Here is a 26,754-nt window from a genome sequence, read left to right as displayed (position 1 = left end):
TGACTGAGCGCTCCGATGGTCGGGACCGGTTGGCGGGCCGCGCGGCCCGCGTCGGCGGGCGGGCGCGGTGAGCGAGTCGCCGCCGGTCACCCCGGTCTGCTACCGGCACCCCGGCCGGGAGACGTACGTCCGGTGCATCCGCTGCGACCGGCCGATCTGCCCGGACTGCATGCGGGAGGCGTCGGTCGGTTTCCAGTGCCCGGAGTGCGTGGCGGAGGGACGTCGTAGCGTGCGGCCGGCGCGCACCGTCTTCGGTGGCGGTGCCGCCGGCCGGCACGGCTACGTCACCAAGGCGCTGATCGCGCTGAACGTGCTGCTGATGCTGCTCTCCATCGCCTCGGACCGGGGCGGGGACGCGGCGGTCGGCGGCTCCGGCTTCGGCGGCCTGATGGGCGGCAGCACCCCGCTGACCGACTGGGGTGCGGTGCTCGGCGGCGCGATCTTCCCCGACGGCACGGTCGGCGGAATCGCCGAGGGCGAGTGGTACCGCCTGGTCACCGCGATGTTCCTGCACTACGGCGTGGTCCACCTGCTGCTGAACATGTGGGCGCTGTGGGTGCTGGGCCGGTCGCTGGAGGCCAGTCTCGGGCCGCTGCGGTTCGGCGTGCTCTACCTCGTCTCCGGGCTGGGCGGGAACGTCGCCGCCTACCTGTTCAGCGAGCAGAACCAGCTCACCGCCGGCGCGTCCACGTCGATCTTCGGCCTCTTCGCCGCGCTGGTGGTCATCGAACGCAGGATGGGGCGGGACATCTCCCAGGTGCTCCCCATCCTGGTGATCAACCTGGTCTTCACGTTCACCGTGCCCGGCATCTCGATCCCCGGGCACCTGGGCGGGCTGGTGGTCGGCGGGCTGGTGGCGCTCGTGTTCGCGTACGCCCCACGGTCCCGCCGGACGCTGGTGCAGTTCGCCGGCGGCGCGGTGGTCGTGGCGGCGCTGCTCGGCCTGGCGCTGATCCGCACCGCCGTCATCCTCGGCGGCTGACCGCCGCTCAGCGCGGGCGGGCCTCGTGCAGGGCCTCGGCCACGTCGGCGGGCTCGGCGCCGAGGTCGAGGCGGCCGAAGAGGTGCAGCGACTCCCCGGCGTCGATCTCCAGCACCTCGCTGGTCAGGCCCAGCCGGGCGCGGCGGTCCACGGTGACCCGCTCGACGGCCGACCAGGGCAGCCGGCGGCGACCCGCGAAGCCCTGGACGACGGTGACCCCCTCCGGGTCGACCGCCAGCCGGACCGGGGCCACCAGGTCGCGCGCCGCCCAGCCGGCCAGCGCGGCGGCCGCGACCACGGCCAGCCCCAACTGGACCGGGTCGCCCTCGTCGAGGAGCAGCGCGAGCGCGAGCAGCGCGACCGCGCCGGCCAGCTTGAGTGCCGGCAGGGTGGCCGGCACCCGCCACTGGTGGACGGCCGGGGACGAGTCTGGGCGCATCCGTCCAGGATGCCAGCGACCCCGGGGGAGGACGGCGGCCCGCCGAGGACGTAGTATCGGTGGCAGCCGAAGTTACCGGGGAGTAGTCATGAGTGACGCAGTCATCGTCGGCGCGGTACGCACCCCGGTGGGGCGGCGCAAGGGCAGCCTGGCCGCCGTGCACCCGGTCGACCTCTCGGCGCACGTGCTGCGCGCCCTCGCCGAGCGCACCGGGATCGACCCGGCCCAGGTCGACGACGTGGTCTGGGGCTGCGTCTCCCAGGTCGGCGACCAGTCGTGGAACGTCGCCCGCAACGGCGTGCTCGCCGCCGGCTGGCCCGAGTCGGTCCCCGGCACCACCCTCGACCGGCAGTGCGGCTCCAGCCAGCAGGCCCTGCACTTCGCCGCCGCCACCGTCCTCTCCGGCCAGGCCGACCTGGTGGTCGCCGGTGGCGTCGAGTCGATGACCCGGGTGGCCATGGGCTCCAGCGTGGCCGGCGGGATGCCCTTCAGCGACCAGCTGCGCGACCGCTACCGCGGCGTCGAGGGCTTCGCCGACGACGCGCCGCTGCCGTTCAACCAGGGCGTCGGGGCGGAGCTGATCGCCGCGCGCTGGCGCTTCTCCCGCGCCCAGCTCGACGAGTTCGCCCTCGCCAGCCACGAGAAGGCGGCCGCCGCGCAGGACGCCGGCGCCTTCGACGCCGAGATCGCCCCGGTCGCCCTGACCGATGGTGGCAAGTTCGCCGCCGACGAGGGCATCCGGCGGGACACCTCGCTGGAGAAGCTCGGCGAGCTGGCCACCCCGTTCCGCCCCGACGGCGTCGTCACCGCCGGTTCCGCGTCGCAGATCTCCGACGGCGCGGCGGCGCTCGCCGTGACCACCAGCGAGTGGGCCAGCCGGCACGGCCTGCGCCCGCTGGCCCGGATCCACACCGCCGTGGTCGCCGCCGACGACCCGGTCACCATGCTCACCGCGCCCATCCCGGCCACCGCCAAGGCGCTGCGCCGCGCGGGGCTGGGCATCGAGGAGATCGGGGTGTACGAGGTGAACGAGGCGTTCGCCCCGGTGCCGCTGGCCTGGCTGGCGGAGACCGAGGCGGACGCGGAGCGGCTCAACCCGCGCGGCGGCGCGATCGCCCTCGGCCACCCGCTCGGCGCCTCCGGCGCCCGGATCATGACCACCATGCTCGCCCACATGCGGGACAACAACATCCGCTACGGTCTCCAGACCATGTGCGAGGGCGGCGGCATGGCCAACGCCACCATCGTCGAACTGCTCTGACGACGTCGGGGCGGGGCTACGCCCCGGCAGGCTTGCGCGCCAACACGAAGCCCTGCGGGGTCGTCTCCGTGCCCTCGCGCTCCTTCACGACCGTGGCCCACAGGTCGAAACCGGCCTTGCGCAACAGTGCCGTCACCTCGTCCGGTTGTTGCCGGTACCAGTCGACGCAGATCGGCTTGCCGAAAGCCTCGTCGCGGTGCATGCGGTCGTCGCCGACCTGGAAGGCGAGCAGGAGCTGCCCGCCCGGCGCGAGCACGCGGTGGAACTCGGCGAAGACCTCGGGCCGCCGGTGCCAGGGGACGTGGATGACCGAGTAGTAGGCGAGCAGCCCGCCGAGGGAGGCGTCCGGCAGCTCCAGGGCGAGCATCGAGCCCACCTCGAACCGCAGCTGCGGGTACGTCTCCCGGGCCAGCGCGACCATTCCGGGCGACAGGTCGATGCCGAACGCGTCCAGGCCCAGTCGGTGCAGCAGGATCGTGACGCGGCCGGGTCCGCAGCCGACGTCGGCGACGGGATCGTTGCCGTTGGCCTTCACCGCCTCCGCGAAGGCGGCCAGCAGCGCCCGGTCGAGGGGCCTGCCGTCCATGTCCGTACGAAGCCACTCGGTGTAGTCGACGGCCATGGTGTCGTAGGAGTCGCGGGTGGCGGCGAGGAACGAGGCGTCCGGCATGGCGGTGAAGGGTAGCCGTCCCCGCCGCCGGCCGCGACGACCATCGCCGGGACCGGAGGGGACGCGTCGAGCGTCGCCGGCCACGGGGTGCGCCGGGAGATAAAGGTGTCGCCCCGACACCGGGGACGGGGCTAGATTCCGCGGCGTGACCACTGCCTCCACGCCGTACGCCGACTGGGCCGACCCGCACTGGCGGGACACCGCGCTCGGCTGGGTCGGCGACCAGCTCCGCCGGCACGGCCGGCGGGTCGTCGGGCCGGTCGAGCCCCGGGTCCGGCCGTGGTCCCTCGTCTGGCGGGTGCCCACCGACGCCGGGGACGCCTGGTTCAAGGCGAACAACCCGGGCACCCGGCACGAGGCGGCGCTGCTGGCCGCGCTGGCCCGGCTCGCCCCGGGGCGGGTGCTCGACCCGATCGCGGTCGACGCCGAGCGCGGCTGGTCGCTGCTGCCCGACGGGGGCCGCTCGCTGCGCGACGCGCTGGGCGGCGACCGTGACCTGCTGGCCCGCTGGGAGCAGGTCCTGTCGGAGTACGCCGACCTCCAGCGCACGGTCGCGCCCCGGGCCGGCGAGCTGCTCGCACTCGGGGTGCCCGACCACCGGCCGGAGGTGCTGCCGGAGCTGTTCGAGGCGCTGCTGGACGACGAGGAGTCGCTGCTGCTGGGGGCGGAGGACGGGCTCGACGTCGAGGCGTACGGGCGGTTGCGCGCCCATCGGGACACCTTCGCCGAGCACTGCCGGCGGCTGGCCGACTCGGGCGTCGCGCCCAGCATCCAGCACGACGACCTGCACGACGGCAACGTCTTCGTCGCCGCCGACGGGCACCGGTTCTTCGACTGGGGGGACGCCTCGGTCGCCCACCCGTTCGGCACCCTGCTGGTCACGCTGAACTCGGTCGCGGACGCCTTCGAGCTGCCGGCCGGCGACCCGACGCTGGCGCGGCTGCGGGACGCGTACCTGGAGCCGTGGTCGGACCGGCACGACCGGGCGACGTTGCGCGAGGCGGCCCGGCTGGCCGTCCGCGTCACCCGGGTGAGCCGGTCGCTCTCCTGGCGCCGGGCCCTCATGACGCGGGACCCGGCGCGGGCGCAGTACGCGTCCGCGGTGCCCGGCTGGCTGACGGAGCTGTTCGAGCCCGACCCGGTCTGAACGTCCGGCGCGACGGGCCCGGAAGTCGGACAGGCGGTGCGGCGCGCGGGTGTGGAAGTTCTGCAATTTGCGCGTGACCCACGTCACCCTCCGACGCCCGTCGTTGGGCAGGGCATGGACGTCTTCTCCCGAACGTTCCTCCCGGCCGCCTCCGAGGCCGGACTGGCGATGCAGACCGTCAGCCGGCACATGCCGGTCTTCCGCCGCTGCGTCGGCTCCGGCGACGCCACCATCCTGGTCACCCGGTGCAGCCGGCCCGACCGCCCGATGGCCGGCGAGTACCTTTTCCTGCTGACCCACCGACGGCTGGTCGTCACCCAGCAGACGCGGGTCCTGCACCGGCTGCGCCTGCACCTCAACACCGAGCTGCGGGAACTCAGCAACGTCACCTGGAGCCCGGACCCGCGCCTGCACTCGGTCGAGCTGGCGGCCACCGCGATCGACGGGGTCCGCGAGCGGTTCCTCATCCACACCCGGCACCCGAAGCAGGTGTGGCAGCTCGACGCGCTGCTCAACCACGCCTTCCGGACCCGGCTGCGGACGCCCCGGGAGCGGCTCGTCGCCACCATCGGCGAGGCCCCGGCGGTCGCGCGACCCGCCGCCTTCCGGCCGGCCGTGGTGCGCTGACCGTCTTCTTACCGAACCCGAACATCCGCTGACCCGCCCGGCGCCGCCGCGTCGGGAATCATGGGCCGGTGACCGTCGACGCCCCGACCCGCGGGCTCGTCCTCGTGGTGGAGGACGAGCCGGCCATCGCCGACCTGGTCCGGCTCTATCTGGTCCGCGACGGGTTCGGCGTACACCTGGAACGGGACGGCGCCGCCGGCCTGGCCGCCGCCCGCCGGCTGCGGCCGGTGGCCTGCGTCCTCGACATCGCGCTGCCCGGCCTGGCCGGCACCGAGGTCTGCCGGCGGCTGCGCGAGGCCGGCGACTGGACGCCAGTCATCTTCCTCACCGCCCGGGACGACGAGGTGGACCGCGTCGTCGGGCTGGAACTGGGCGCCGACGACTACGTCACCAAGCCGTTCAGTCCGCGCGAGCTGGTCGCCCGGGTGCGGGCGGTGCTGCGGCGCACGGCCGGAGCGCCCGGGGCAATGGGTCGGCCGCGGGTCGTCGGCGCGGTGACGCTCGACCCGGCCCGGCGTACGGTGACCGTCGCGGGGGCCCCGGTGCAGCTCACGTCGACCGAGTTCGACCTGCTCGCGTACCTGATGGCCCGGCCGGGCCGGGTCTTCACGCGGGAGGAACTGCTCGCCGGGGTGTGGGGGTACGCGGCCCACGCCGGCACCCGCACCGTCGACGTGCACGTCGCGCAGGTCCGCGCGAAGCTCGGCGCGGCCAGCGTGATCCGCACCCACCGGGGCGTCGGGTACGCCGCCGATGGCTGAGCCCACCGTCGCGCTGCCGGTGGTCGGCCCGCCGGCGCGGCCGTCCCGCCCCCGCCCCGCCCGTACGCTCACCTCCCGCGCGGTGCTGGTCACCTGCGCGGTGGCCCTGGTCTCGGTGCTGGTCACCGCGATCGTGGCGGTGCCCCTGGCGGTGCGCGGCGTCGAGCGGCGCGACCAGGAGGCGCTGGCCGCCCAGGCCCGGCTCGCCGCCGAGGTGCTGCGGCCCCGGCTGGAGACCGGGCGGACCGCCGACGAGGAGCGGCTCGTCCGCCAGCTTCGCGCCCAGGGCGTCGACGCGTACCTGGTCCGGCGGGGCGTCGCGGATCGGCCCGGCCTGCCGCCCCGGGTGGTGCAGCGCGTCGCGGAGGGACGGAACGTGTCGACCCGCCGGCCCCTCGACGGGCGGCGCACGCTGATCGAGGGCCGCGCCCTGCCGGGCGGCAACGGGGTGGTGCTGACCCGCTCCCGGGTCACCGCCCCGTGGCGGCAGGTGCTGCCCAGCCTCTGGCTGCCGCTGCTGGCCGGGCTGGCCGCCGGCGTGGTCGCCGGGCTGCTGCTGGCCCGCCGGCTGGCCCGGCCGATCCGGCGCGCCGCCGACGCCGCCGCCCGGCTGCGCGCCGGGGACCGGACGGTACGCGTGCCGGTGGAGCCGCCCGACGAGGTGGCCGACCTGGCGTACGCGCTGAACGGGCTGGCCGCCGCGCTGGCCACCAGCGAGGGCCGGCAGCGGGAGTTCCTGCTCTCCGTCTCGCACGAGTTGCGCACCCCGCTGACCGCGATCCGGGGCTACGCCGAGGCGCTGGCCGACGGGGTGATCGGGGCGGCGGACGCGGCGGGCACCGGCCGTACCGTGCTCGCCGAGGCGGAGCACCTGGACCGGCTGGTCAGCGACCTGTTGGCGCTGGCCCGGCTGGAGGCCGCCGACTTCCCGCTCGAACCGGTGCCGGTGGACCTGGCCCGGCTGGCCGCCGACGCCGGCCGGACCTGGGCCGGCCGGTGCGCGGCGGTGGGGGTCACGTTCCGTGCCGAGGTTCCGGAGCAACCGGTGCCGGCGTACACCGATCCGGGGCGGATCCGGCAGGTGGTGGACGGGCTGCTGGAGAACGCGCTGCGCGTCGTACCGCCGGGGGCGCCGGTCGTGCTCGCGGTCCGGACGGCCGGCGCGGACCCGGCGGCGGGCGGCGTCGTGGAGGTCCGCGACGGCGGACCCGGTTTCACCGACGACGACCTGGCGGTGGCGTTCGAGCGCGGCGCCCTGCACCAGCGCTACCGGGGGGTGCGCAAGGTCGGCAGCGGGCTGGGGCTGGCGCTCGCCGCCGGCCTGGTCCGCCGGCTCGGCGGGGAGATCACGGCCGGGCACGCGCCGGAGGGCGGAGCGGCGTTCACCGTCCGGCTGCCCCCGGATCCTTACCGAGCTCGAACATCGGCCTGACCCGCCGCTCGCCGGACGGCGGGAGGCTGGGACTCCACGGACGGACGAGAGGGAGACTCATGGCACGTTGGGGAATCGCCGCCGGCACGCTGCTCGCGGCGGTCGCGCTGGGGCTCACCGGCTGCGGTGCGGCCGAGGTGGCGGGCCAACCGGCCCGCGAGAGCGCCGTCGAGGTCGTCGCGGCGCTCGGCGCGGAGGGCCAGGCGCTCGCCGCGATGGGCTTCGACGCCGGCGACCTGGCCGTCGACCCCGTGGCCGCTCCCGCCTCGCCCAGCGCGACGGGGGAGAAGCCGCGGCGCGAGCGCGCGGAGGAGTGGCGCAAGCACCGGCAGGCCCGGGTGCTGCTGCGGAAGAGCACGCTGCACGGCGAGGCCGTGGTGCGGACGAAGGACGGCGGCACGAGGACCGTCGCCGTGCAGCGGGGCGAGGTGACCGCGATCGACGGCGGGAAGATGACCGTGAAGTCCACCGACGGCTTCACCATGACCTGGACCTTCGGCAACGAGCTGCGCGTCGTCGAGCGCCGTACGACGATCGCGTCCACCGACATCGGGGTGGGCACGACGGTCGGCGTGGCCGGCGCCAAGGAGGGCGACGGCGGCGTGGCCCGCCTGATCGTCGTGCCGGTCAAGCAGAGGTAGCCGCCGGGCCGGTCCGGAGGCGAGCAGGCCGGAGCGGCCGTTCCCCGGCGGGAGACGGCCGCTCCGTTCGCGCGAGACCACGAGGTACGAGGGTGTGGCCGGCCGGGCCCGGCCGGCCACACCCCACCTCAGTACACCCGGGAGCCGATGAAGTCGTCGTGCCCGTAGCCCACCGGGTTGGCGAAGGCGCGGGACTCGAACGACCACTGCTGGCGCGTGCTGGTGGCGCAGGTGGCCAGCCGCAGCCGCGGGGTGCCCAGCCACGGGTTGTCGAAGGCCAGGCAGAGGTTGGTGTTGCCGGCCGCCTTGATCTGGTTGCCGGCCAGCACGAACTTCTGGTTGACGCCGCCGTGGCAGTCGTAGATGTCGACCGCCGTGCCGGAGTTCAGCGTGCCGCCCGAGACGTCCAGGCAGCGGTCGTGGGACAGCTCCGAGTGCAGCGACTGCCGGGCCGGGTCGTACCAGAAGCCCTGGTTGCGCCCGCCGTGGCAGCCGTACGACTGCTGTGGCGTGCCGTTGCGCGAGTCGTACCCCTTGCCGTCCACGCAGGTGCCGGTGGCGGCGTTGCGCAGCTGCCTGAACTCGAACAGCCCCGGGTAGAGCACGCCGTTGCCGGTGCTGGCCGGGTCGACGCAGGTGGCGCGCTGCTGCCCGGAGTTCCAGAACTGGGTGACGCACTGGGCGAACATGCCGTGCCCCCGGTGGTTCGGGTGGAACGACTGCCGCGCCGCGTTCTCGTCCCAGACGCCGATCTCGATGTGGAGGCCGCGGACCGCGGTGTTGTCGGTGCACACCTCGTGGCCGTGGAACAGCCGGCTCGCGTCGAGGTAGCGGGTGCCGGTGTTGGTCGCCGCCGCCCGCAGCGCCGACTCGAACATGGGCACCGCCTTGTTCCGGGCGAACGCGGCGTCAGCCAGGTAGAGCAGGCAGCCGCCGGCGTACCAGCCGGGGAAGTTCGGGTTGTCCTCCACGTCCGGGCTGCCGGGGCTCGGGTACGACATGAGCACCAGTTCGTAGTCCGACCGCAGGTAGCCCGCGCCGGTCATGGTCTGCCGGATGTCGGTGAGCGCGTCCTCGACCGCCTGCCGGCTGCCGTCGGTGCGCACCGTCCACTGGTCGGTGTAGGTGGGGTAGCACGGGCCCTGGAGGAAGACCCGGCGGACGGTGCAGTCGGTGGCGACGGGGCCGAACTGGATCGTGCCGTCGCCGTTCGCGCCGACCACCACCCAGATCAGCTTGATGTGCGTGTTGCGCGCCTTGATCGCCAGGTGGTCGCCCTGGTTCAGCTCGTTGTGCTGGGTGGGCCCGCCCCGGATCAGGTTCCACGGGGTCGCCCCGGAGCAGGCGATGTTGTACTTCTCGTCGGCGGGGATCCCGGTGCGGAAGACCGCCTGGTCGTACGAGCGGTCGCACCAGTTGCCGGGTTCGTGGGTGCCGGGGACGTAGTTGCCCACCCCCTCGCCCGAGATCTCGCTGTCGCCCATCGTGATCAGCGCGGTGCGGCGCTGTTCGATGGGGCGGATGGCGGGCGCGCCGTAGAGGGCGGTGGCCTCGGCGGCGCGGATCGCCTCCAGGTTGTCGGGGAGTGGCTGGATGGCCGGACGGTCGGCCGCGGTGGCGGGGGCGGCCGTTCCGGCGAGCATCGGCAGGACGAGCGCGGCGGCGGCGACGATGGTGAGCACCCGTCGTCGGGTCGCGCGTTCGCGTCTGGCAGGGGAACCATGCATCGACGCACTCCTTTCGGCTCGATCGCGGGACGTCGATCGAGTTACCAGACGGTAACGCTGGCTTCGAGATATGTGAATGCATCTCGGAATCGTTGCGCGCGGAGTGTAGAACCGGACGATCCGGGCGAGACGGGCAACGTCAGGAGTGCTGCGGCCGCCGCTCCGGCCGCCCTCTCCGGCCTGGCCGGGCGGCCTTGTCGATGCGCGGCCGGAGGCGTCGGGTGGCGTCGGCGGTGCGCGGACCGGGGGGCGCCGGGCGGGTCAGCGCCCGGGCGGCAGGGCGTAGCCGACGTAGCCCCGGAACTCGACGCGCCAGCCCGCCGGCACCAGCTCCGCGCACGCCGGCCGGCTGCCGGTGCAGACGATCGCGTCCACCGAGGCCGGGTCGGCCGGCGGGCGCCCGGGCAGCACGGACTGCAGCGCCACCAGCTCCGGCGGGCGGCCGTCGGCGTCACGCAGCAGCAGCCACCAGGGGTACTCCCAGTTGTCGTTCTGCTGCACCAGGCCGATCCGGCGGGCGCCCGTCGCGCGTACCGCGTCCGCCGCCCAGCGGAACTCCTCCGCCCACTGGGGACGCCGCAGGAACCTGGTCTCCCACTCGGAGGTGGTGAAGACCGAGCCCGCACCGACCAGCCGGCGCGGGAAGCCGTACGACACCGCGAGCACCCCGGCCAGCGCGCAGGTGGCCAGCACGGTCACCGCGAGCCCGGCCGCCACCGACCGCCGGCCCGCGCCGCCGTCCCTCGCGGCCGACCGGCGGAACAGCGCGTCGAGCCAGAGCCCCGCCAGCGGTACGGCCAGCGCCAGCGCGTAGAGCAGCAGGCGGTTGCCCCACGGCTGCCACTTGACCATGGCGGTGTGCAGCAGCACGGCCACCACCACGACCACCGCGTACGCGCGCAGCGGCCCCGCCTGCGTCGGGCCGACCCGGCCCGGCCTGACCAGCGCGAACCCCGTCCCGATCAGCGCCAGCGCCCCGGCCAGCGGGAAGGCCACCCGGTCCTCGTCCGGGTACCAGGACGGCACCGGGAAGCGTTCCCGGCCGAAGGTGGTGGCCCGGTCCTGGGGGTCCACCCCGATCAGTTCGGCGCCGGCGACGATCGCCTCGGCACCGGCCCGGCGCAGCGGCGCGAGCGGGGTGTCGAACGCCGTGTGCGCGATCCGCAGCGCGTTGACGAGCACCGAGGGCGGGTCGTGCCGCTCCATCGGGACGGACTCGCGCAGCCGGGGCGGGCCGAGCGGGTGCCCGAACTCGGCGGTCACCCGGGCGAGGAACGGCCCGACCACGACCGCCGCGACCAACAGGATCAGCACGGACCCGGTCACCGTCCGGGCCACCTGACGTCCCGGTCGGAGGCCGGGCGCGGCAGCCCCACCGGCGTGACCGGCATCCGGACCGCCCACCGCGCCGGCCCGGCCGGGCAGCGCTCCGGCGCGCTCCCGCGCGGTGCCGCCCCGCGCCAGCCGGAGCTGGGCGAGCCCCCAGAGCACCAGCAGCGGCCCGAGCGCCATCAGGCCGTTGGTCTTGGTGACCGCGGTCAGCCCGGTGGCCGCCCCCAGCCCGAGCATCGTCCCGACCCCGGTGCGCCGGCGCAGCCCGTCCAGCGCGAGCGTCGCCGCGCAGGCCACCCAGGCGGCGCAGACCAGGTCGGTCTGGGTGCTGGTCGCCTGGAGGGCCACCATCGGAGTGGTGGCCAGCACGAACGCGGTGAGCAGTTGGGCCCGGCGGCTGCCGCCGAGCTGGGCGGTGATCCGGGTCGCCGCCAGCAGGACGCCGACCCCGGCCGCCCACTGCACCAGGTGGTGCAGCGCGTCGCCGCCGGTGAAGAGGCGCAGGTGCAGCAGCAGATACTCGGCGCCGGGCGGGATGGTCACCTGCCGGTGGATGGCGGTGGGCCAGAAGTCGAGGTCGCCCTGGGCCACCCAGTGCTCCACCTTCGGCAGGTGGTAGGTCTGCGAGTCGAAGTTGTTCGGTTCAGCCAGCAGGGCGATCAGCAGCTCGACCAGGAGCAGCCCGCCGACCGTGCCGGCGAGCAGCCGCTCGCCCCGCCCCGCCGTACGCCAGGCTCCGGCCGGACCGGTCCACCAGCCGGACCGCCGGGCTCCGGCGGCGCCCGGCGCGCCGGCATCCGGTGCGGGCGGCGGGGCCGGGGTGTCGGTGGTGGGGCCGGTGGTCGCGCCGACCAGGGCGCGGCGTGGCGCCGCGACGGCCGCCGCCCGTCGCGCGGCGTCCCGGCGGCGGCGCCGTCCGGCGGCCGCGCCCGTGGCGGCGAGGAAGAGCAGCCAGGCGACGGCGAACGCCGGCAGGGTGAGCAGCCCCAGCGCGCCGAGCACCTCCACCGTGAGCACCGCGAACGCGCCCGTGACCAGGGCGGCCCGGACCAGCGCGAGGCGCAGCGGCGCCACGGTCTCGGTGGCCAGCGGCCGGAGGGCGACGGTGAGCAGTCCGATCGCGGCGACGGGGGCCAAGGCGAGCGGGTAGCCGGCTGCCGACATGGCGGAAGTAAACACCATCTTCCTGAGGCCGCCACGGTCGATGCCCACGGTGCTGCGCAGCGCCCCGCTGACCAGCCACGCTAGGCTAGGGCCGACGTATTGTCGCCACCGTGGAGATTCCCGTGAAGCTCTCGATCCTCATGCCGGTCTACAACGAGGAAGAACGCATCGCGGATGCTCTCAAGCAGGCGTTGGCGGTCGACTATCCGTGTGAGATCGAGTTGGTCGTGGTCGACGACGGCAGTCGGGACGGTACGGGTGAGATTCTCGGTCGGGCCGACGACGCGCGTCTGCGGGTCGTCACCCATCAGCGCAACGCTGGTAAGGGTGCGGCCATCAGGACGGCGGTCGACAATGCGGAGGGCGACTACATGGTCATCCTCGATGCTGACCTGGAGTACGACCCGCAGGACATTCCGAAGTTGCTCGATCCGGTGCTCGACGGGCGGGCCACGGTCGTCTACGGCAATCGCACCTTCGGTAGTCACAGTGCCTACAGTTTCTGGTACGTGATGGGTAACAAGGGCGTCACGATGGCCGCGAACGTGTTGTTCAACTCCTACATCGGTGATCTGGAGACCTGTTTCAAGCTGATGCCGGTCGACCTGTACCGCTCGCTCGATGTCCGTTCGCGGGGGTTCGGGATGGAGGCGGAGGTGACCGGTAAGTTGCTGCGTCGTCGGATCCGTCCGTACGAGGTGCCGATCAGCTACCGGGCGCGGGGGCGCGAGGAGGGCAAGAAGATCACGTGGAAGGACGGTGTCGAGGCGCTCTGGATCCTCGGCCGCGAGCGCACCCGCCGCCGTCCTTTCGGCGCTCCGACCCGCTGACCCGCCGCCGGGACGGGGCTTGACCCCTGATCTTGAACGGTCCAGGCGGCTGGGCCAGCGTGACCGGTGCCGGTCGGGTGTTTCTCTTAGGTGATCGGGGATTGCTGTCCGAGCCGGGAGTGGCGTCGGACGGTGTTGCAGCGGTACGGCCGGCGGAGCGCCGCCTGTTCGACAACGGCGAGCGCACCGGCAACGTCGGCCCGGTGACCCGGTGACCCGGTGACCCGGTGACCCGGTGACCCGGTGGGCCGACGTGCCCGAGTCAATGACCGCGGGCGATCCACTCGTCCAGGTGCGGGGCTTCGGCGGCGATCGTGGTGCCGTCACCGTGACCGGTGTGGACCCGGGTGTCGCCGGGCATGGTGAGCAGCCGTTCCCGGATCGAGGAGATGATCGTCGGGAAGTCCGAGAACGAGCGGCCGGTGGCGCCGGGGCCGCCGGAGAACAGGGTGTCGCCGGTGAACAGGACCCCTGCTTCGGGCAGGTGCAGGCAGATCGACCCGGGCGAGTGCCCCGGGGTGTGGATCACCCGCAGTTCCGTGCCCGCCACGGCGATCCGCTGCTCGTCGGTCGCCGGCCAGAACTTCTCGTCCGGGTGGCTCTGCCGCCACAGCCCCTCGTCGCCGGGGTGCAGCAGGACCGGCGCGTAGCACTCCCTGCCGAGACGCGGCGCGGCGGTGACGTGGTCGTTGTGCCCGTGTGTGCACACGACGGCGACGACGGCACGGGAGCCCACGGCCTCGATGATCGGCTCGGCGTCGTGAGCGGCGTCGACGATGACGACCTCGTCGTCGTCGCCGACGAGCCAGACGTTGTTGTCCACCTCCCACGTGCCGCCGTCGAGCTGGAACACCCCGGAGGTGACGACGCGGTCGATCCGCAGCGTGCCACTCACAGCATCACGACCGAGCGCAGCACCTCGCCGGCGTGCACGGTGTGGAACGCCTTCTCGACGTCGTCGATCGCGATGCGTTCGGTGACGAACTTGTCCAGCGGCAGCCTGCCTTGCAGGTACAGGTCGATCAGCATGGGGAAGTCCCGCTCAGGCAGACAGTCGCCGTACCAGGAGGACTTCAGCGCGCCGCCGCGGGAGAAGAAGTCGAGCAGCGGCATCTCCAGGCGCATGTCCGGGGTGGGCACGCCGACGAGCACGACGGTGCCCGCGAGGTCGCGGGCGTAGAACGCCTGCTTCCAGGTCTCCGGCCGCCCGACCGCGTCGATCACGACGTCGGCACCGAACCCGCCGGTCAGCTCCGCGATCGCGGCGACGGCGTCGGTGGCTGAGGCGTCGACGGTGTGGGTGGCTCCGAGGTCTCGGGCCCACTCGAGCTTGCGTGCGTCGCGGTCCACGGCGATGATCGTCGAGGCGCCGGCCAGACGAGCGCCGGCGACGGCGGCGTCGCCGACTCCCCCGCAGCCGATGACGGCCACGGAATCCCCGCGTCCCACCGCACCGGTGTTGATCGCCGCGCCGATGCCGGCCATGACCCCGCAGCCGAGCAGGCCCGCGACGGACGGGTCGACGGACGGGTCGACTTTCGTGCATTGGCCGGCGTGCACGAGCGTCTTGTCCGCAAATGCGCCGATGCCCAAGGCGGGGGTGAGCTGCGTGCCGTCGGTCAGGGTCATCTTCTGGGTCGCGTTGAACGTGCTGAAGCAGTACTGCGGGCGACCCCGCTTGCAGGCCCGACACTGACCGCAGACCGCTCGCCAGTTCAGGACGACGAAGTCGCCGGGTCGCACCGACTCGACGCCTTCGCCGACGCTCTCGACGGTGCCCGCGGCCTCGTGGCCCAGCAAGAACGGGAACTCGTCGTTGATCCCGCCGTCGCGGTAGGTCAGATCCGTGTGACACACACCGCAGGCGGCCACCGCGACCACGACCTCGCCGGGACCGGGGTCGGGGATGACGATGTCCGTCAGCTCGACCGGCGCACCCTTGGAACGGGCGATGACACCGCGCACCTGCTGTGGCATGGGGATGGTTCCTCTTTCGATCGGTGGTTCATGCGACAGCGACATTAGCTGCGCTTTCCCTATAGGCGACCTGGCCGACGGACGAGAGAAACCTGGTCTTCCGGCTAGGGTGTTCGAATGGGAACGGAACTTGCCGGGCTGCGCGAGGTGATCGAGGGGCCGCTGCACGAGATCGCCGGGCGGTTCTCCCGGTACCTGGCCGACCGCTGGCCGCATACCGCACTGATCATCTTCACCCGCGAGTGCACCGGCCGCCCTCGCAAGGTGGCCGGGGCGATCGAGACGATCAACAAGGTCACCCTCGCGGAGTTGGAGGACCTCAAGGCGCGCACCGAACCCGGCCGTCCGCTCCGCACCACGGCGACGATAGCCGGGGAGGCCCGCGCGGTGTGGGTGGTGCGGGATCCGGTGGACACGCTGCTCGTCCTCGTCGCCCGCAGCGCGGCCAGGCACTTTCCCCAGTCCGAGGTCCTGGCGGAGGTCTTCGGTATCGTCGCGACGTCGATCCGGCAGCAGGTTGCCCAGGCCAGTCCGGACTACCTCGCTGAATCGCGCGCGGCGTCGACCGAGCGGGCACGCACGATCGCGGAGATGGCCGCGGCCCACGAGACCGCGCTCGTCACCATTCTCACGACGCTGCGTTCCACCGGCCTCGACGATCGCCGCGCCCGTCTCGCCGCCACCGACTCGGCGTCCGCCGCGCTCGTGGCGTTGCGCACCGCTCAGGAGTCCGACCTGGCCTCGTCCGAGGAACCAGCGCCGGCCGTGTTCGCCAAGCTGCGCAAGGAGATCCGCCAGGTGCTGCGCCACCACGACGCGCAGCTGGATTTCGTGCCACCGCCCAAGGACGTACGCCCGGTGCCCGGCGAGATTGCCCGCGCGGCGCACGCCATGACCCGTACGGTCGTGCTGGCCTTCACCGCCCAGCCGGGACTCGCCCGGTTGCGTATCGCCTGGGACTGCGACGGCACGTCGCTGCGGGTCGATGTGCGCGACCAGGGCGCCGGCCGCCTCGACACCCACGCCTTGCGCCGCGAGCTCGACGGCCGGGCCCGTACGCTGGGCGCCACCGTCGAGTTCGACGCCGTGCCCGACTGGGGCAGCCGCGCCACCATCAGCCTTCCACTCGCCCCAGCTCCCGACCGTTCCGGCGGACGCAAGCTGAGCAGCCTGAACCGGCGGGAACTCGAGGTACTTCGCCTTGTCACCCAGGGGAAGCGCAACAAGGCCATCGGCATCGAACTCGGCATCACCGAAAGCACCGTGAAGTTCCACGTCGCCGGTCTGCTGAAGAAGCTGGAAGTCAGCTCCCGCGGCGAGGCGACGGCGCTGGCGCTCGACGCGGGCATCTAGCACCAACGCCGTTCGGCCAGGCCGGTTGGTGGCTCGTCAGGGCGCGTCGGATTTCCATGACGCGTACGACGATGGTGGTGGCGGGACGGTCCGTCGGAGGAAGACGCCCGCTCGGCCGCCCCCTACTCGACTGGAGGCTGGGCGGCTCGGCGTTTGGCGTTCCGCCACATGAGGCGGCCGAGGACCATGAGCCAGAGGGATTCCAGCGGCAGGACCATCACGAAGAGGAACAGGTCGGTGCCGCCGGCCGGCGCCAACCCGATCCCGGCGAAGGCCAGCAGGCCATTGGTGAGCACCAGCGCGCCGGCGATCGCCCCGGCAACCGCGAACCAACGGGGATAGCGGGTATCGAGGGCGACCGCCAGTCCGGCCAAGAGCATGGTCAACCCGTAGAACACGACGATTTCGCTGTGGAAGGTGCCGTTGAGGAACCAGATTCCGGTTTCGGCCATGCGTTGCAGCGCCTCTTGTTCCGGGCCGGTAGCGGTTGCCCACTCGTTGGCCAGGATCTTGAGCGCGTAGCCGTCCACGCCGTAGTCAAAGACGACGAAGAGGCTCCCCACGATCGCGCTGGGTATCAGGAACCGGCCGACCGCGCGGGCGGCGCCCGGCATCAGGGTGTTCGCGAGTGCGACGAAAGCACCGAGCCAGATGAGCCCAGCCACGATCGTGCCCAGATGGATGAGCAGCCAGGTCTGGTGATCGGCGATGAACCGCAGGGCCACGGCCTCGCCTACGAGGCTCTCCTCGCGCGTGGGGAGGTCACCGTGCGGGGCGAACGACGCGCCGAGCACAAGTGGTCCAGCGATCGCGCACACCGCGCCGATCCGGAGCAGAATCCGTTGCTCGGAGTCCACCGACTCCGCCGTCGAGAGCGTCATACCTGTCTCCTACGGGTGGGTGCGTCGGTCTTCGTGGCCCGGGGCATGCGCGGTGGTGTGCCGGCCGTCGCGCAGCCGCCGAACGAGCACCGCCAGCCCGCCCGCGATGAGGCCCCACATCATGTTGGTGACGAACAGCGGGATGACCGCGAACGGCATGGCGAGCGGACCCTGAAGCTCTCCGGTGAGAATCGGCGAGAGCACCGCGCTGAGCAGGATCGCCGCGGCCGCGTAGGTGAGCCCGGCGGCCACGAGGGTCAGCAGCGGCTCACGTACCCGGCTCAGGCCCACGATCAGCACCCAGGCCGAGGTGATGGCGATGGTGAGGATGAGCGGTGTTGCCGGCTTCCCCAACACATCGCTCAGGCCGACGATGGAGAAGAGGGGCCGGACGAGCGCCAGCGCGGCAAGGCCAATCACCAGCGGCCAGTTGAGGCGTCGAAGAACTGAGGCAGGTTCCATGTCTTCACGCTAGGGTCGCCTGCTCGGCCGGCCTGTCGGTCGAGTCTCGTCACTTTTCGGTGGGCGCTGCACCGTGGGGCGACATGGGACGTCGCCCCTCGACGTACACGTCACCCGGCAGACGGATGCGACCATGTCGTTCATGGCCATGACCCGTGGCGCGGGCGACAATGAGGTGCCCCCGTGGGTCCTCACCGCTCTTGTCGCCGCCGGCCAGGCCATCGCGGTCGCGCTCATCATCGCGATCGGCTCGCACGACGGTGGGCGACACGACGTCGGGGCGTACGTGTTCGCGGCCGGCTTCGGTGCGCTGCTGCTGCTCCGCAACCGGCTGCCGGTCGCCGTGCTGATCACCGCGGTTCTGCTCGTGTTCGCCTACTACGCCGGCGGGTACCCACCGATCGGCATGGCAGTGCCGCTGGTCGGGGCCTTCTACAGCGCCGCCGAGCGGGGACACGCAGCCGTGGCCTCCGCTGTCGGAGCGGTCCTGCTCGCGGTGTCGTTGTACTTCCGCACCACCGACGGCGAGTCCAGCGCCGTCCTGGCCTACGACCTGATCACGAACGTGGCCCTCATCGGCTGCGCGATCGCCCTCGCCCTCGCCGTCCGCAGCACGCGCGCCCTGCGCAACCAGCAACGCCGCGTGGTCGCCCTGGAACGGCACCAACAGCAGGAACGGGCAGCCCGCCACCTTGAGGCAGAACGCCTGCGCATCGCACGGGACGTCCATGATTCGATCGGCCACGCGCTGTCCCTGGTCTCCGTCCAGGCACGCGTCGCGCAGCAGTCGCTCGGCACCGACGACGCGGCCGTCGCGCGGGCCCTCGACAACGTCGTCGACGCCACCCGGTCATCCCTGGCGGATCTGCGCCGCACCCTGGCGATCCTCCAGTCCGATCGCGAGGACGCGGGCCGGGCCCTGCTCACCCTGACCGGCATCGAACGCACGGCGCAGGCGGCCCGCGACGCCGGACTCGACGTGACGGTCTCGATCGACGTCGACGAGGCCGCCATTCCCGCCCCGACGGCGAGCACCGCCTTCCGGATCGTGCAGGAGTCGGTTACCAACGTGCTCCGCCACGCGAGCGCCAACCATGCCACGATCACTGTCCGGAGCAGCGAAGACGAGCTGCGCGTACGCGTCACCGACGACGGTCACGGCGCGCGGACGGAACCCGGTCTCCGGTCCACCCGGGGCGACGGGGGGCGGGGAATCGACGGCATGCGGGAGCGGGCGGCACTGCTCGGCGGCACCCTCACGGCCGGGCCCACCCCCACAGGATTCAGTGTCGAGGCGGTACTGCCGATCGGAGGAGCACGGTGATCAGGGTGGTCATTGCCGAAGACGAGGTACTGCTGCGCGGCGGCCTGAAGGCACTGGCCGAACATGACGGTGACATCCAGATCGTCGCCGAGGTGGATCAGGGCGGGGCTGCCGTCGCCCGGGTACGCGAGCTGCGACCGGACGTGGTTCTCATGGACATCCGCATGCCCGGCCTCGACGGCATCGCAGCGACCCAGATCATCACCGAGTCCCCCGCTCTCGCTGATGTCGCCGTGCTGGTCCTGACCACCTTCGCTGAGGAGCAGACCGTGCTGGAGGCGCTGCGGGCGGGCGCGGCCGGCTACGTACTCAAGGACATCGCCCCGGAGGAGTTGCGCGAGGCGATCCGGGCGGTCGCTGCGGGGCGGCCGGTCCTGTCCCCCGATGTCACCACGACCGTCATGCGGGCCGCCGCCAGGTCCCGGTCCGGGCCCGACCCGGACCTCATCGACCGGCTCGCACCACGGGAACTCGAGGTCCTCGCCGAGATCGGCCTCGGACTGAACAACGCCGAGATCGCCGAGCGGCTCTTCATCAGCCCGGCGACCGCTCGGACCTATGTGAGTCGGCTGCTCCACAAGCTGGACGCCCGTGACCGCGCCCAGCTGGTCGTGATCGCGCACCGCGCCGGCCTCGTCGACACCCCTCGGTGAGAAGTGTGCTGAGCAGAAGATAGGGACGCGTGGTCGCCGCGAGCGCTGGCCCGGCCCGTCCGAATGTGGTCATGGCCGTAGCCGGACAGCTCATCAGAGCTGGCGTCGCCCGACCTACTCATCAACCTGGCGTCGCCAGCCAGCCCCTCGGCGTCAACGCCGTGCAGCGGCCGCCGCACGACATCCGATCGTCTCCACAAGTCATCGAAATCATCCGGCAGCCGTCTGAATGCTCGTGGACCGCGCCGTCCCGCGGACGGGTGCGGCTCAGTGCCCGGGCTGGAAGCGGGACAGCAGTTGGCCGGGGTCGCGCAGGACGTCACCGACCGCGAACCCGCCGATGGACGTTCCGTCGAGCAGCTGCGCCCGCGCGTCATCGGCCCGCAGCTCGGCGGCGCGGATCGTCTGCGTCACCAGTTCGCCGAGCGTGAGGTTGTCGACGGTCCGTTTCGCCCGCGTGTCGATCCAGATCTCCTGCAGCTCCTTCGCCCCGGACACCCGGACGGTGACCTCCCCGCCCGGGGAGGTGGCCTCGTACTCGGCGTGCGGTGCCCGTTCGGCGAACTCGGCGGCCCGGGTCATCGCCGCCACCATGTCGCCGCAGATGCGGCGCAACGAGTCGACGTCCATCACCGGATCCGCTCGACGGCGAGTCGCATCCGGTCGAGCGCCGCGCTCAGGTCCATGGGCGGCGGGACGTCCGCGCCGCCGGAGATCCCGGCCAGGCGCTGGGTCAGCCGCTCGCCCATGTTGGTACGGGCTGCGCCGATCGCCTCCTGGCAGGCTGCGCCGAGCTCCGTGGCGTCGAGCGTGGCCATCGCCTGCGGGCTGATGTAGACGTGCTCGACGCGATAGTCGCCGGTGACGCGGGCGGCTACCAGCTCCAGGCTGTCGCAACCCTCGGCCGACTCGTCGGTCAGCGCCGCGATCTCGGCGGCGAAGCCGTCAACCGCCTCGGTGACGCGCCGCATCGACTCCCCGGCGTAGCCCTGCCGCTGAGCCTCCCGTGCCGAGCCGCCGATCTCCCCTATCCAATCCGTCACTGCTGCTTCTCCCACTCCTGCGGCTTCGAGATCGCGATCCGAACCGGTTCGGGCAGGGTGAGGCTGCCCGCGTCGATCTGCCCGTCCTTCTCGCCGAGCTTGTTGGCCAGCGCGTCGTACGCGTCGCTCACGGTCTTGGAAGTCGACCAGAGCACCGCGACGAACGAAACGAACAGGCCGATCAGGCCGGCGACGAAGGCGGCCCAGGCCGCGAAAATCGCCATCTTCACCGCGGGCGAGGCCGGGCCGGAGGCGTTCGCCGCCATGGCCGCGACCGCCGCGCTGGCGGCGGCGACGAGGTAGGAGGCGATGACGCCCGCCACGCCGGCGCCCATCTGGAAGCAGGCGGAGTCCATCAACGCGCAGGTCTCGGAGAGTCTCTTCAGGATCGGCTGCAACTCGCCGGTCACGAACCCGTTGAACTCGTTGGCCGCGCTGTCCTGCCAGCGGCTCTTCGTCTCGGCAATCCTGCTCTCCAGGTCGCCGTGCATGCGATCGTAGGCGTTCTTGAGCTCGCCCCACGAGCCCGAACTGCGGAACCACGCCTCGGGATCGACCACGTTGGGCAGGACCAACGCGTGTCCGACGGTGAACGTCGCCGCCGACGCGGGGATCGCGTCCGGAAGGAAGGACGCGGCCAACACCCCGTTGACCCCGAACAGCACGGACTGCCAGGCCTTGCTGTCGTCAGCGTCGTCGTCCAGCAGTTGTTTGCCCTCGTGCACGGGCAGGTCCCTCCCCTGTTCAAGTCCTCGTGGTCCGAATCTCAAGCCCCGCTGGGCTCTTAACCGTCGCGGTAGCTGAATCCGCTGCCCTGCTGCTCTTCCATCTCCTCGTAGTGGGCAGCGACCCGGGTCAGCGCGACGCCGATGGTGTCGAAGATCTTTCCCATGGCGACGGTGACGTCCTCGACGCCGGAGCGCACCTGCTCGTAGTCGGTCGGCGCGCCCACCGCATACGCGGGGAACACCTCGGAGGGGAGGGCCAGCCCGAGAAGCACCTGCTTGGTGTCCCGGTCCAGTTGGTCGGAGTGCCTGGTGAACGCCTCACCCAGCCCCCGCAGGGATGTGATGTGTATCGACGGCATGCTGCGCTTCCTTGATCATCGCCTGCCGGGGCAGCTTGGCAGTGATCTTCATCTGGCCCGGACGGGTGCCAGGATAGGGACGCGTAGCCGTCGCGAGCGCTGGCTCGGCCTGTCCGAATGTGGCCATGGCCGCAGCCGGACAGCTCATCAGGCCTGGCGTCGCGCGGCGAGAAACGGACCACCTTTGGGCGCCTTGCAGCGCGTCGGACAACCGCGCCAGATCGCCACTCATGTTCCGCAACTGGTCGAGCGCCGCCTGGCGCGAGCAGCATCCCGATACTTGCCCCGGTCTGCGCGCCACGATCCATGCCAGGCCAGCAGCCAGCCCCGCCCGCACGGCGATCACCGAGTAGATGGCCAACTGTCGTCTGCGATCCCGCTGCGTGGTCCGTGTCTGCTGGCGCCACTTGTCCAGCGGACGGTCGGTTGCTCTCCTTCGCGGCCCACTGAGCACGTCCATGGCCCACTACCCGAGACCGCCCACCATCGATGCCCTGAAGGAGACGGCGGAGATCGTCGGCGTAACCGGCCGCTGGACCGGACTGGACCGGACACCCTCACACCGCACCCGACAGGGCGGGACATGGGGGATGTTGTCGGACGAGCAGCCATCGAGCAGTCGCGCGTCCACAAGGGCAGACAAGCGAAGAGCCTGACCCGCGTTTCGGCAGGTCAGGCTCTTCCGATCTTGTGCGCCCGAAGGGACTCGAACCCCTAACCTTCTGATCCGTAGTCAGATGCTCTATCCATTGAGCTACGGGCGCTTGGTGCTCGGCCAGTCTACACAACCGGCTTTCGCGCGGAGACTCCGGGATTCGAACCCGGGAGGGGCTTTAAGACCCCAACCGCATTAGCAGTGCGGCGCCATAGACCAGACTAGGCGAAGTCTCCCTGGTGGCCCCTGCAGACCACCGCGCCCGAGGATACATGCCCGCAGCGATCAGGAGCAAAGCGACTTCCCCGTACGACCGGCCGCCCGGCGTGCCGGAGCGCGTGGGGCCCGGCCGGTTCCGGCTTTCCCGGCTGTGCGCGAGCCTTATCGGGACTAGGCTCCATCGATATGCAGGAGCAGCCGCCGCGGGAGCCGACCCGACGAGAGCCTGCTGAGGGGGCGCGGCGGCGCTCCCCGAAGCCGACCTTCACGCCGCCGCCCGCGCCACCGGAGCCGGCACCGCCCGCGCCCTCGCCGTCGACCCGGCGACCGGAGGATGCCGAGGAACGCCCCCGGCGGGTGAAGCCGGCCCCGGCGGTGCTCTTCCAGCCACCTGCGGACGACCCGCCGCTGCCTCGCCAAGCCGATCGTTCGGCCGGTCCGGCACCCCGGGGGCGCGCCGACCGGGCCGGGGCGGTCGGGCAGAGTGACGTCCCGAACACGAGCGGCGCGGATCCCGTGACCACCGGAGCCCGTCAGGGGGCACCGACCGACGTCCCTGCCGGGACGGCGGGGACGAACGGTCCGGGCGAGGGCGAGGGCGAGGGCGAGTCAGCGGGGCCGGTGGCGGCGCAGGCACGGAGCGCGCCGGGCGAGGGGCCGCCCGCGCCGGCCGTCGCGGAGCGAACGCGCCGCGCCACCCCCGCCAGCAAGACCCCCGCGAAGAAGGCCGCCGCCGGGACCCCGGTCGAGGAAGTCGCCGCAGCGCGGGCCACCACCCCGGTGCGGGAGGCCACCGCGGGCACCGCCACCCCGGCCAAGAAGACCGGGGCCAAGAAGGCCACCGCCAAGAAGACCCCTGCGAGGACGGCGGCCGCCACGAAGGCCCCACCGGCCGAGCAGCCGCGAGAGGCCGTCGACCTGCCGCCGGCCGCGACGGCAGACACGTCCGCCGCGACGAAGGTCACACCCGCTCGGAAGGCGACGACCGCGAGGAAGGCCACACCTGCGCGTACCGTAGCCACCGGCACGAACGCGCGGGAGGTGAGCAGCGCAGGCGTGGGCACGAACGCGGAGGAGACGAGCACCGCGAACGTGGGCGCGAGCACCGCCGTCCGCAGCGCCGCGACCCCCGACATCGCCGAGGCCGGGGCCGGGATCGGGAGCGCCGACACACCGACCGCCGCCCCCGGCGCCCTGTTCGAGAGCGCGGGAGCCGGTGTGCCGAGCACCACAGCCGACGCCCGGCCGCCGAGCACCCCGTCGGGCCGTACGCCGGAACCGGCCCTGCGGGGGATCACCTCGCGGGTGCTCGGCCATCCCGGGTTCGCTCCGGAACTGCTGGCCCTGGCCGCCGTCGAGGTGCTCGGCCCGCGTGCCCGTGACTGGGCGCAGGGGCTGCGTGACGCGTACCCCGATGCGGGTGCCGACGGGCTGGCCCGGCTCGCGACCCGGCGGTTCGTGCGACAGGCCGGGGCGGGTGGGGCGACGGCCGCGCTGGCGGGACTGTTCGCGCCGCTGGCCGAGCTGGCGGCGGTGCTGTGGACCCAGGCCAACCTGGTGCTGCACCTGGCCGCGGCGTACGGCCGGGACCCGGCCCATCCGGACCGGGCGGTGGAGCTGCTGGTGCTGACTCGCGTGCACCCGGATGCCGGGAGCGCGAAGGCGGCGCTGGCGGCGGCCCGGGCGGCGGACGGGCCCGGTGAGGCGCCGTGGCCGCGGGCGGCGGAGGCGGCGTGGCGGCTGGCCGCGCCGCTCGCCGCCCAGGCCGGTGGCTGGCTGGCGCTGCGGGCGGCGTCCCGGCTGCTGCCGGGCGCGGCGGTGCTCGCGGCAGCGGCCGGCGACGCGGCGGGGGCCGAGCGCCTCGCCGCCCGCGCGATCAGCGCCTACCGGCGGACAGCGGCCGGCTGAGCCCGCCTACCGGCGAACAGCGGCTGGCTGAGCCGACGACGGCCGGTCGGGTGCCGGCGGAAGGGCGGAAGCCGGCGGGCAGGCGGCGGCGCGGACCGGCTCACAGCCAGCGGACGGGGCTCACAGCCAGTCGAACCACTCCCTCGGCAGCAGGGAGTAGCCGACGAAGGCGAACACGTCGAGCAGGGTGTGCGCGACGACCAGCGGCATGACCCGGCGGGTGCGCAGGTAGAACAGGCTGAACACGACGCCCATCACCACGTTGCCCACGAAGGCGCCGAAGCCCTGGTAGAGGTGGTACGAGCCGCGCAGCAGAGCGCTCGTCGCGATGATGGCACCGAGTCGCCACCGGAGCTGACGCAGCCGGGTGACCAGGTAGCCGACCACGATCACCTCCTCCAGCACCGAGTTCTGCACGGCGGCCAGGACCAGCACCGGCACCGTCCACCAGAGTTCGGGCAGCGCGGCCGGCACCAGCGTGGCGTTGACGCCGAGCTGGGCCGCCATCCAGAACAGCGCCAGGCCGGGCAGGCCGATCAGCGCGGCCAGCCCGGCGCCCCGGGCCAGGTCCTGGCCGGGCCGCCGGGCGTCCAGGCCGAGCGTCCGCGCCGGGTCACCGGGGTCCCGTGCCAGCAGGTGTACGGCGAGCAGCACCGGCAGCAGCGCGAAGCAGATCCCGAGCAGCTGGTACGTGAGGTCCAGCCACGGCCGGGGCGACACCGAGGTGTTGAGCGCGGCGGTCTGCTTCGACAGCGGCCCGTCGGCGGTCAGCTTCGCGACGATCGACACCGTCGCGTAGACGGCGGACTGGCCGAGGGACAGGCCGAGCACCAGCAGCGTCTCGGTGCCGAGCATCCGGTGGGTCGCCGGGCGGTCCAGCTCAACGGTCACCGCACCACTGTGCCCGACGACGACGCCCGGCGGCAGCGCCGAACCAACCTCACGAGCCGATCGCACACTCTGTGCGACCGGTCGACACGCTCCGTGGACATTCTATGGGCGCCCGATCCGCCGTCAGGAGAAGGAGCGCGCTCGTGGACGACTTCGCACGGCTGCTGAAGGAGAGCTGGACCCTGGTCGAGGAGCACCGGGAGCGGCTGGGCGGTCACTTCTACGCCCGGCTCTTCCTCCTCGACCCCGAGCTGCGGAAGCTCTTCCCGGTGCAGATGACCGGGCAGGGCGACCGGATCCTGGAGGCGATCGTCACCGCCAGCCAGACGGTCGGCGACCCGGAGAGCTTCGACGAGTACCTGCGCTCGCTGGGCCGGGACCACCGGAAGTACCACGTCGAGGCGGCGCACTACGAGACCATGGGCGTCGCGCTGCTGGACGCGCTGCGCAGCACCGCCGGCGACGGCTGGAACCTGGAGTACGACCAGGCGTGGCGGGACGCGTACGCGGCGATCTCGGAGAAGATGCTCGCCGGAGCGGCGGCCGACGACAACCCGCCGTTCTGGCACGCGGAGGTGCTGACGCACGAGCGGTACGGCACGGACACGGCGGTGCTCACCTGCCGGGCGTTGCAGCACCCGCTGCGCTGGAGGGCCGGCCAGTACGTGAGCGTCGAGGTGCCCCGTCACCAGCCCCGGGTGTGGCGCACCTACTCGATCGCCAACGCCCCGAACGACGACAACGTGCTGGAGTTCCACGTCCGTACGCCGGCCGGCGCCGGCTGGGTCTCGGGGGCGCTGGTCCGCCGGGTGAAGCCGGGTGACCTGCTCCGGGTGGCGGCGCCGATGGGGTCGATGACGCTGGACCGCTCCTCCGAGCGGGACGTCCTCTGCGTGGCCGGCGGCGTCGGGCTCGCCCCGGTGAAGGCGCTCGTGGAGGAGCTGGCCAGCTACAACCGGACCCGGTGGGTGCACGTCTTCTACGGCGCCCGCACGGAGGCGGACCTGTACGGCCTGGCCGCGCTCCGGGAGTTGGTGGCGGCGCACCCGTGGCTGTCGGTGACCCCGGCGTGCAGCGACGACCCGGACTTCGACGGCGAGCTGGGCGACATCTCCGACGTTGCCAGCCGGTACGGGCCGTGGACGGCGCACGACTGCTACGTCTCGGGTTCCGCCCGGATGGTCCGGGCCACCCTGCGCGTCCTCGCCGAGGACGACGTCCCGCCGGAGAACACCCGCTACGACACCTTCGGCGGCCTCTAGAAGCGTTCCTCCCCCCAAACCGGGGC

General features: G+C 72.9%; 27 protein-coding genes and 2 tRNA genes. 13 read left to right on the top strand and 16 right to left on the bottom strand.

What is annotated here, in order from left to right; genetic code table 11:
- Positions 1-67 precede the first annotated feature (67 nt).
- A complete protein-coding gene (locus AB0L34_RS02580) occupies positions 68-982 on the top strand; it encodes a rhomboid family intramembrane serine protease (protein ID WP_363701264.1) in 915 nt (304 codons plus the stop codon).
- 7 nt (positions 983-989) lie between these two features.
- Here the strand turns inward: AB0L34_RS02580 and AB0L34_RS02575 are convergent, their stop codons facing one another.
- Positions 990-1,421 carry a PH domain-containing protein gene (locus tag AB0L34_RS02575; RefSeq protein WP_363701262.1) on the bottom strand — a complete coding sequence of 144 codons (432 nt, stop codon included), beginning with the start codon at positions 1,419-1,421 and terminating at the stop codon, positions 990-992.
- A gap of 88 nt (positions 1,422-1,509) precedes the next feature.
- Between AB0L34_RS02575 and AB0L34_RS02570 the strand changes: the two genes are divergently transcribed.
- Positions 1,510-2,682, top strand: a complete 1,173-nt coding sequence (locus AB0L34_RS02570; protein ID WP_363701260.1) for an acetyl-CoA C-acyltransferase — start codon at positions 1,510-1,512, stop codon at positions 2,680-2,682.
- A gap of 16 nt (positions 2,683-2,698) precedes the next feature.
- Here the strand turns inward: AB0L34_RS02570 and AB0L34_RS02565 are convergent, their stop codons facing one another.
- Complete coding sequence (locus tag AB0L34_RS02565) at positions 2,699-3,352, bottom strand: class I SAM-dependent methyltransferase (protein ID WP_363701258.1); 654 nt, start codon at positions 3,350-3,352, stop codon at positions 2,699-2,701.
- A gap of 145 nt (positions 3,353-3,497) precedes the next feature.
- Between AB0L34_RS02565 and AB0L34_RS02560 the strand changes: the two genes are divergently transcribed.
- The 5 genes from AB0L34_RS02560 to AB0L34_RS02540 all read left to right on the top strand — a co-directional run bounded on the left by AB0L34_RS02560 (position 3,498) and on the right by AB0L34_RS02540 (position 7,960).
- Positions 3,498-4,499, top strand: coding sequence for a phosphotransferase (locus AB0L34_RS02560; protein ID WP_363701256.1), 1,002 nt, complete (start codon positions 3,498-3,500; stop codon positions 4,497-4,499).
- 114 nt (positions 4,500-4,613) lie between these two features.
- The gene (locus AB0L34_RS02555; RefSeq protein WP_350702644.1) at positions 4,614-5,126 is read left to right on the top strand and encodes a hypothetical protein; all 513 of its coding nucleotides are present in this window, start codon (positions 4,614-4,616) and stop codon (positions 5,124-5,126) included.
- A 68-nt stretch (positions 5,127-5,194) separates the two neighbouring features.
- Entirely contained in the window at positions 5,195-5,887 is a 693-nt protein-coding gene (locus tag AB0L34_RS02550; protein ID WP_363701254.1) for a response regulator transcription factor, read from the top strand.
- A complete protein-coding gene (locus AB0L34_RS02545) occupies positions 5,880-7,319 on the top strand; it encodes a HAMP domain-containing sensor histidine kinase (protein ID WP_363701252.1) in 1,440 nt (479 codons plus the stop codon). The genes AB0L34_RS02550 and AB0L34_RS02545 overlap by 8 nt, the downstream gene beginning before the upstream one ends.
- A gap of 59 nt (positions 7,320-7,378) precedes the next feature.
- On the top strand, positions 7,379-7,960 hold the full coding sequence (locus tag AB0L34_RS02540) for a hypothetical protein (RefSeq protein ID WP_363701250.1): 582 nt from the start codon (positions 7,379-7,381) through the stop codon (positions 7,958-7,960).
- Positions 7,961-8,088: 128 nt separating this feature from the next.
- Here AB0L34_RS02540 and AB0L34_RS02535 read toward each other — a convergent pair whose 3' ends face one another.
- Entirely contained in the window at positions 8,089-9,687 is a 1,599-nt protein-coding gene (locus AB0L34_RS02535; protein WP_363701248.1) for a ricin-type beta-trefoil lectin domain protein, read from the bottom strand.
- A gap of 261 nt (positions 9,688-9,948) precedes the next feature.
- Positions 9,949-12,183 carry a hypothetical protein gene (locus tag AB0L34_RS02530; protein ID WP_363701246.1) on the bottom strand — a complete coding sequence of 745 codons (2,235 nt, stop codon included), beginning with the start codon at positions 12,181-12,183 and terminating at the stop codon, positions 9,949-9,951.
- Positions 12,184-12,305: 122 nt separating this feature from the next.
- On the opposite strand from AB0L34_RS02530, the gene AB0L34_RS02525 reads away from it, so the two are divergent.
- A complete protein-coding gene (locus tag AB0L34_RS02525; protein ID WP_363701358.1) occupies positions 12,306-13,013 on the top strand; it encodes a glycosyltransferase family 2 protein in 708 nt (235 codons plus the stop codon).
- Positions 13,014-13,275: 262 nt separating this feature from the next.
- Here AB0L34_RS02525 and AB0L34_RS02520 read toward each other — a convergent pair whose 3' ends face one another.
- Both AB0L34_RS02520 and AB0L34_RS02515 read right to left on the bottom strand, forming a co-directional pair.
- A complete protein-coding gene (locus AB0L34_RS02520) occupies positions 13,276-13,908 on the bottom strand; it encodes an MBL fold metallo-hydrolase (RefSeq protein ID WP_363701244.1) in 633 nt (210 codons plus the stop codon).
- Positions 13,905-14,990, bottom strand: a complete 1,086-nt coding sequence (locus AB0L34_RS02515) for an S-(hydroxymethyl)mycothiol dehydrogenase (RefSeq protein ID WP_363701356.1) — start codon at positions 14,988-14,990, stop codon at positions 13,905-13,907. Before AB0L34_RS02515 ends, AB0L34_RS02520 begins: the two co-directional genes overlap by 4 nt.
- A 147-nt stretch (positions 14,991-15,137) precedes the next feature.
- Here AB0L34_RS02515 and AB0L34_RS02510 point away from each other — a divergent pair, with 147 nt between their 5' ends.
- Positions 15,138-16,343: a LuxR C-terminal-related transcriptional regulator gene (locus AB0L34_RS02510; protein WP_363701242.1), complete on the top strand. Its 1,206-nt coding sequence runs from the start codon at positions 15,138-15,140 to the stop codon at positions 16,341-16,343.
- A gap of 122 nt (positions 16,344-16,465) precedes the next feature.
- On the opposite strand, the gene AB0L34_RS02505 is transcribed toward AB0L34_RS02510, so the two are convergent.
- Together AB0L34_RS02505 and AB0L34_RS02500 are read right to left on the bottom strand one after the other, a co-directional pair.
- Positions 16,466-17,224: a hypothetical protein gene (locus AB0L34_RS02505; protein WP_363701240.1), complete on the bottom strand. Its 759-nt coding sequence runs from the start codon at positions 17,222-17,224 to the stop codon at positions 16,466-16,468.
- 9 nt (positions 17,225-17,233) lie between these two features.
- Positions 17,234-17,686, bottom strand: a complete 453-nt coding sequence (locus AB0L34_RS02500) for a hypothetical protein (RefSeq protein ID WP_363701238.1) — start codon at positions 17,684-17,686, stop codon at positions 17,234-17,236.
- A gap of 142 nt (positions 17,687-17,828) precedes the next feature.
- On the opposite strand from AB0L34_RS02500, the gene AB0L34_RS02495 reads away from it, so the two are divergent.
- Together AB0L34_RS02495 and AB0L34_RS02490 are read left to right on the top strand one after the other, a co-directional pair.
- Positions 17,829-19,010 carry a sensor histidine kinase gene (locus AB0L34_RS02495; protein ID WP_363701236.1) on the top strand — a complete coding sequence of 394 codons (1,182 nt, stop codon included), beginning with the start codon at positions 17,829-17,831 and terminating at the stop codon, positions 19,008-19,010.
- Positions 19,011-19,015: 5 nt separating this feature from the next.
- Complete coding sequence (locus AB0L34_RS02490) at positions 19,016-19,663, top strand: response regulator transcription factor (protein WP_363701234.1); 648 nt, start codon at positions 19,016-19,018, stop codon at positions 19,661-19,663.
- A gap of 267 nt (positions 19,664-19,930) precedes the next feature.
- Here AB0L34_RS02490 and AB0L34_RS02485 read toward each other — a convergent pair whose 3' ends face one another.
- The 7 genes from AB0L34_RS02485 to AB0L34_RS02455 form a co-directional block, all read right to left on the bottom strand.
- Positions 19,931-20,293, bottom strand: coding sequence for a YbaB/EbfC family nucleoid-associated protein (locus tag AB0L34_RS02485; protein WP_363701232.1), 363 nt, complete (start codon positions 20,291-20,293; stop codon positions 19,931-19,933).
- Positions 20,293-20,706 carry a hypothetical protein gene (locus AB0L34_RS02480; protein WP_363701230.1) on the bottom strand — a complete coding sequence of 138 codons (414 nt, stop codon included), beginning with the start codon at positions 20,704-20,706 and terminating at the stop codon, positions 20,293-20,295. The genes AB0L34_RS02485 and AB0L34_RS02480 overlap by 1 nt, the downstream gene beginning before the upstream one ends.
- Entirely contained in the window at positions 20,703-21,431 is a 729-nt protein-coding gene (locus AB0L34_RS02475) for a hypothetical protein (RefSeq protein ID WP_363701228.1), read from the bottom strand. Before AB0L34_RS02475 ends, AB0L34_RS02480 begins: the two co-directional genes overlap by 4 nt.
- A 59-nt stretch (positions 21,432-21,490) precedes the next feature.
- On the bottom strand, positions 21,491-21,793 hold the full coding sequence (locus tag AB0L34_RS02470) for a hypothetical protein (RefSeq protein ID WP_357462732.1): 303 nt from the start codon (positions 21,791-21,793) through the stop codon (positions 21,491-21,493).
- A complete protein-coding gene (locus AB0L34_RS02465; protein ID WP_363701226.1) occupies positions 21,753-22,253 on the bottom strand; it encodes a hypothetical protein in 501 nt (166 codons plus the stop codon). Before AB0L34_RS02465 ends, AB0L34_RS02470 begins: the two co-directional genes overlap by 41 nt.
- Positions 22,254-22,484: 231 nt before the next feature.
- Positions 22,485-22,557: transfer RNA gene (locus AB0L34_RS02460), tRNA-Arg, on the bottom strand.
- 36 nt (positions 22,558-22,593) lie between these two features.
- Positions 22,594-22,684 (bottom strand) — tRNA-Ser (locus AB0L34_RS02455).
- Between the two features lie 499 nt (positions 22,685-23,183).
- Between AB0L34_RS02455 and AB0L34_RS02450 the strand changes: the two genes are divergently transcribed.
- Positions 23,184-24,575 (top strand): hypothetical protein, encoded by a 1,392-nt coding sequence (locus AB0L34_RS02450; RefSeq protein ID WP_363701224.1) that lies wholly within the window; start codon positions 23,184-23,186, stop codon positions 24,573-24,575.
- Positions 24,576-24,695: 120 nt separating this feature from the next.
- Here the strand turns inward: AB0L34_RS02450 and AB0L34_RS02445 are convergent, their stop codons facing one another.
- Complete coding sequence (locus AB0L34_RS02445) at positions 24,696-25,466, bottom strand: CPBP family intramembrane glutamic endopeptidase (RefSeq protein ID WP_363701222.1); 771 nt, start codon at positions 25,464-25,466, stop codon at positions 24,696-24,698.
- Positions 25,467-25,609: 143 nt separating this feature from the next.
- On the opposite strand from AB0L34_RS02445, the gene AB0L34_RS02440 reads away from it, so the two are divergent.
- Positions 25,610-26,728 (top strand): globin domain-containing protein, encoded by a 1,119-nt coding sequence (locus tag AB0L34_RS02440; protein ID WP_357462760.1) that lies wholly within the window; start codon positions 25,610-25,612, stop codon positions 26,726-26,728.
- The last annotated feature ends 26 nt before the right edge of the window (positions 26,729-26,754 follow it).

The organism is Micromonospora sp. NPDC052213, from assembly GCF_040679695.1.
In the GTDB taxonomy this organism is placed as follows: Bacteria; Actinomycetota; Actinomycetes; order Mycobacteriales; family Micromonosporaceae; genus Micromonospora.
The sequence above is the reverse complement of the archived record's forward strand: the minus strand, read 5'-3'. Positions and strand labels throughout refer to the sequence as shown.

Coding starts and splice junctions, on each gene's coding strand:
- AB0L34_RS02575 (WP_363701262.1), bottom strand. CDS start 1,421: ATGCGCCCAGACTCGTCCCCGGCCGTCCACCAGTGGCGGGTGCCGGCC.
- AB0L34_RS02570 (WP_363701260.1), top strand. CDS start 1,510: ATGAGTGACGCAGTCATCGTCGGCGCGGTACGCACCCCGGTGGGGCGG.
- AB0L34_RS02565 (WP_363701258.1), bottom strand. CDS start 3,352: ATGCCGGACGCCTCGTTCCTCGCCGCCACCCGCGACTCCTACGACACC.
- AB0L34_RS02555 (WP_350702644.1), top strand. CDS start 4,614: ATGGACGTCTTCTCCCGAACGTTCCTCCCGGCCGCCTCCGAGGCCGGA.
- AB0L34_RS02545 (WP_363701252.1), top strand. CDS start 5,880: ATGGCTGAGCCCACCGTCGCGCTGCCGGTGGTCGGCCCGCCGGCGCGG.
- AB0L34_RS02540 (WP_363701250.1), top strand. CDS start 7,379: ATGGCACGTTGGGGAATCGCCGCCGGCACGCTGCTCGCGGCGGTCGCG.
- AB0L34_RS02535 (WP_363701248.1), bottom strand. CDS start 9,687: ATGCATGGTTCCCCTGCCAGACGCGAACGCGCGACCCGACGACGGGTG.
- AB0L34_RS02530 (WP_363701246.1), bottom strand. CDS start 12,183: ATGTCGGCAGCCGGCTACCCGCTCGCCTTGGCCCCCGTCGCCGCGATC.
- AB0L34_RS02515 (WP_363701356.1), bottom strand. CDS start 14,990: ATGCCACAGCAGGTGCGCGGTGTCATCGCCCGTTCCAAGGGTGCGCCG.
- AB0L34_RS02505 (WP_363701240.1), bottom strand. CDS start 17,224: ATGACGCTCTCGACGGCGGAGTCGGTGGACTCCGAGCAACGGATTCTG.
- AB0L34_RS02500 (WP_363701238.1), bottom strand. CDS start 17,686: ATGGAACCTGCCTCAGTTCTTCGACGCCTCAACTGGCCGCTGGTGATT.
- AB0L34_RS02495 (WP_363701236.1), top strand. CDS start 17,829: ATGGCCATGACCCGTGGCGCGGGCGACAATGAGGTGCCCCCGTGGGTC.
- AB0L34_RS02485 (WP_363701232.1), bottom strand. CDS start 20,293: ATGGACGTCGACTCGTTGCGCCGCATCTGCGGCGACATGGTGGCGGCG.
- AB0L34_RS02470 (WP_357462732.1), bottom strand. CDS start 21,793: ATGCCGTCGATACACATCACATCCCTGCGGGGGCTGGGTGAGGCGTTC.
- AB0L34_RS02465 (WP_363701226.1), bottom strand. CDS start 22,253: ATGGACGTGCTCAGTGGGCCGCGAAGGAGAGCAACCGACCGTCCGCTG.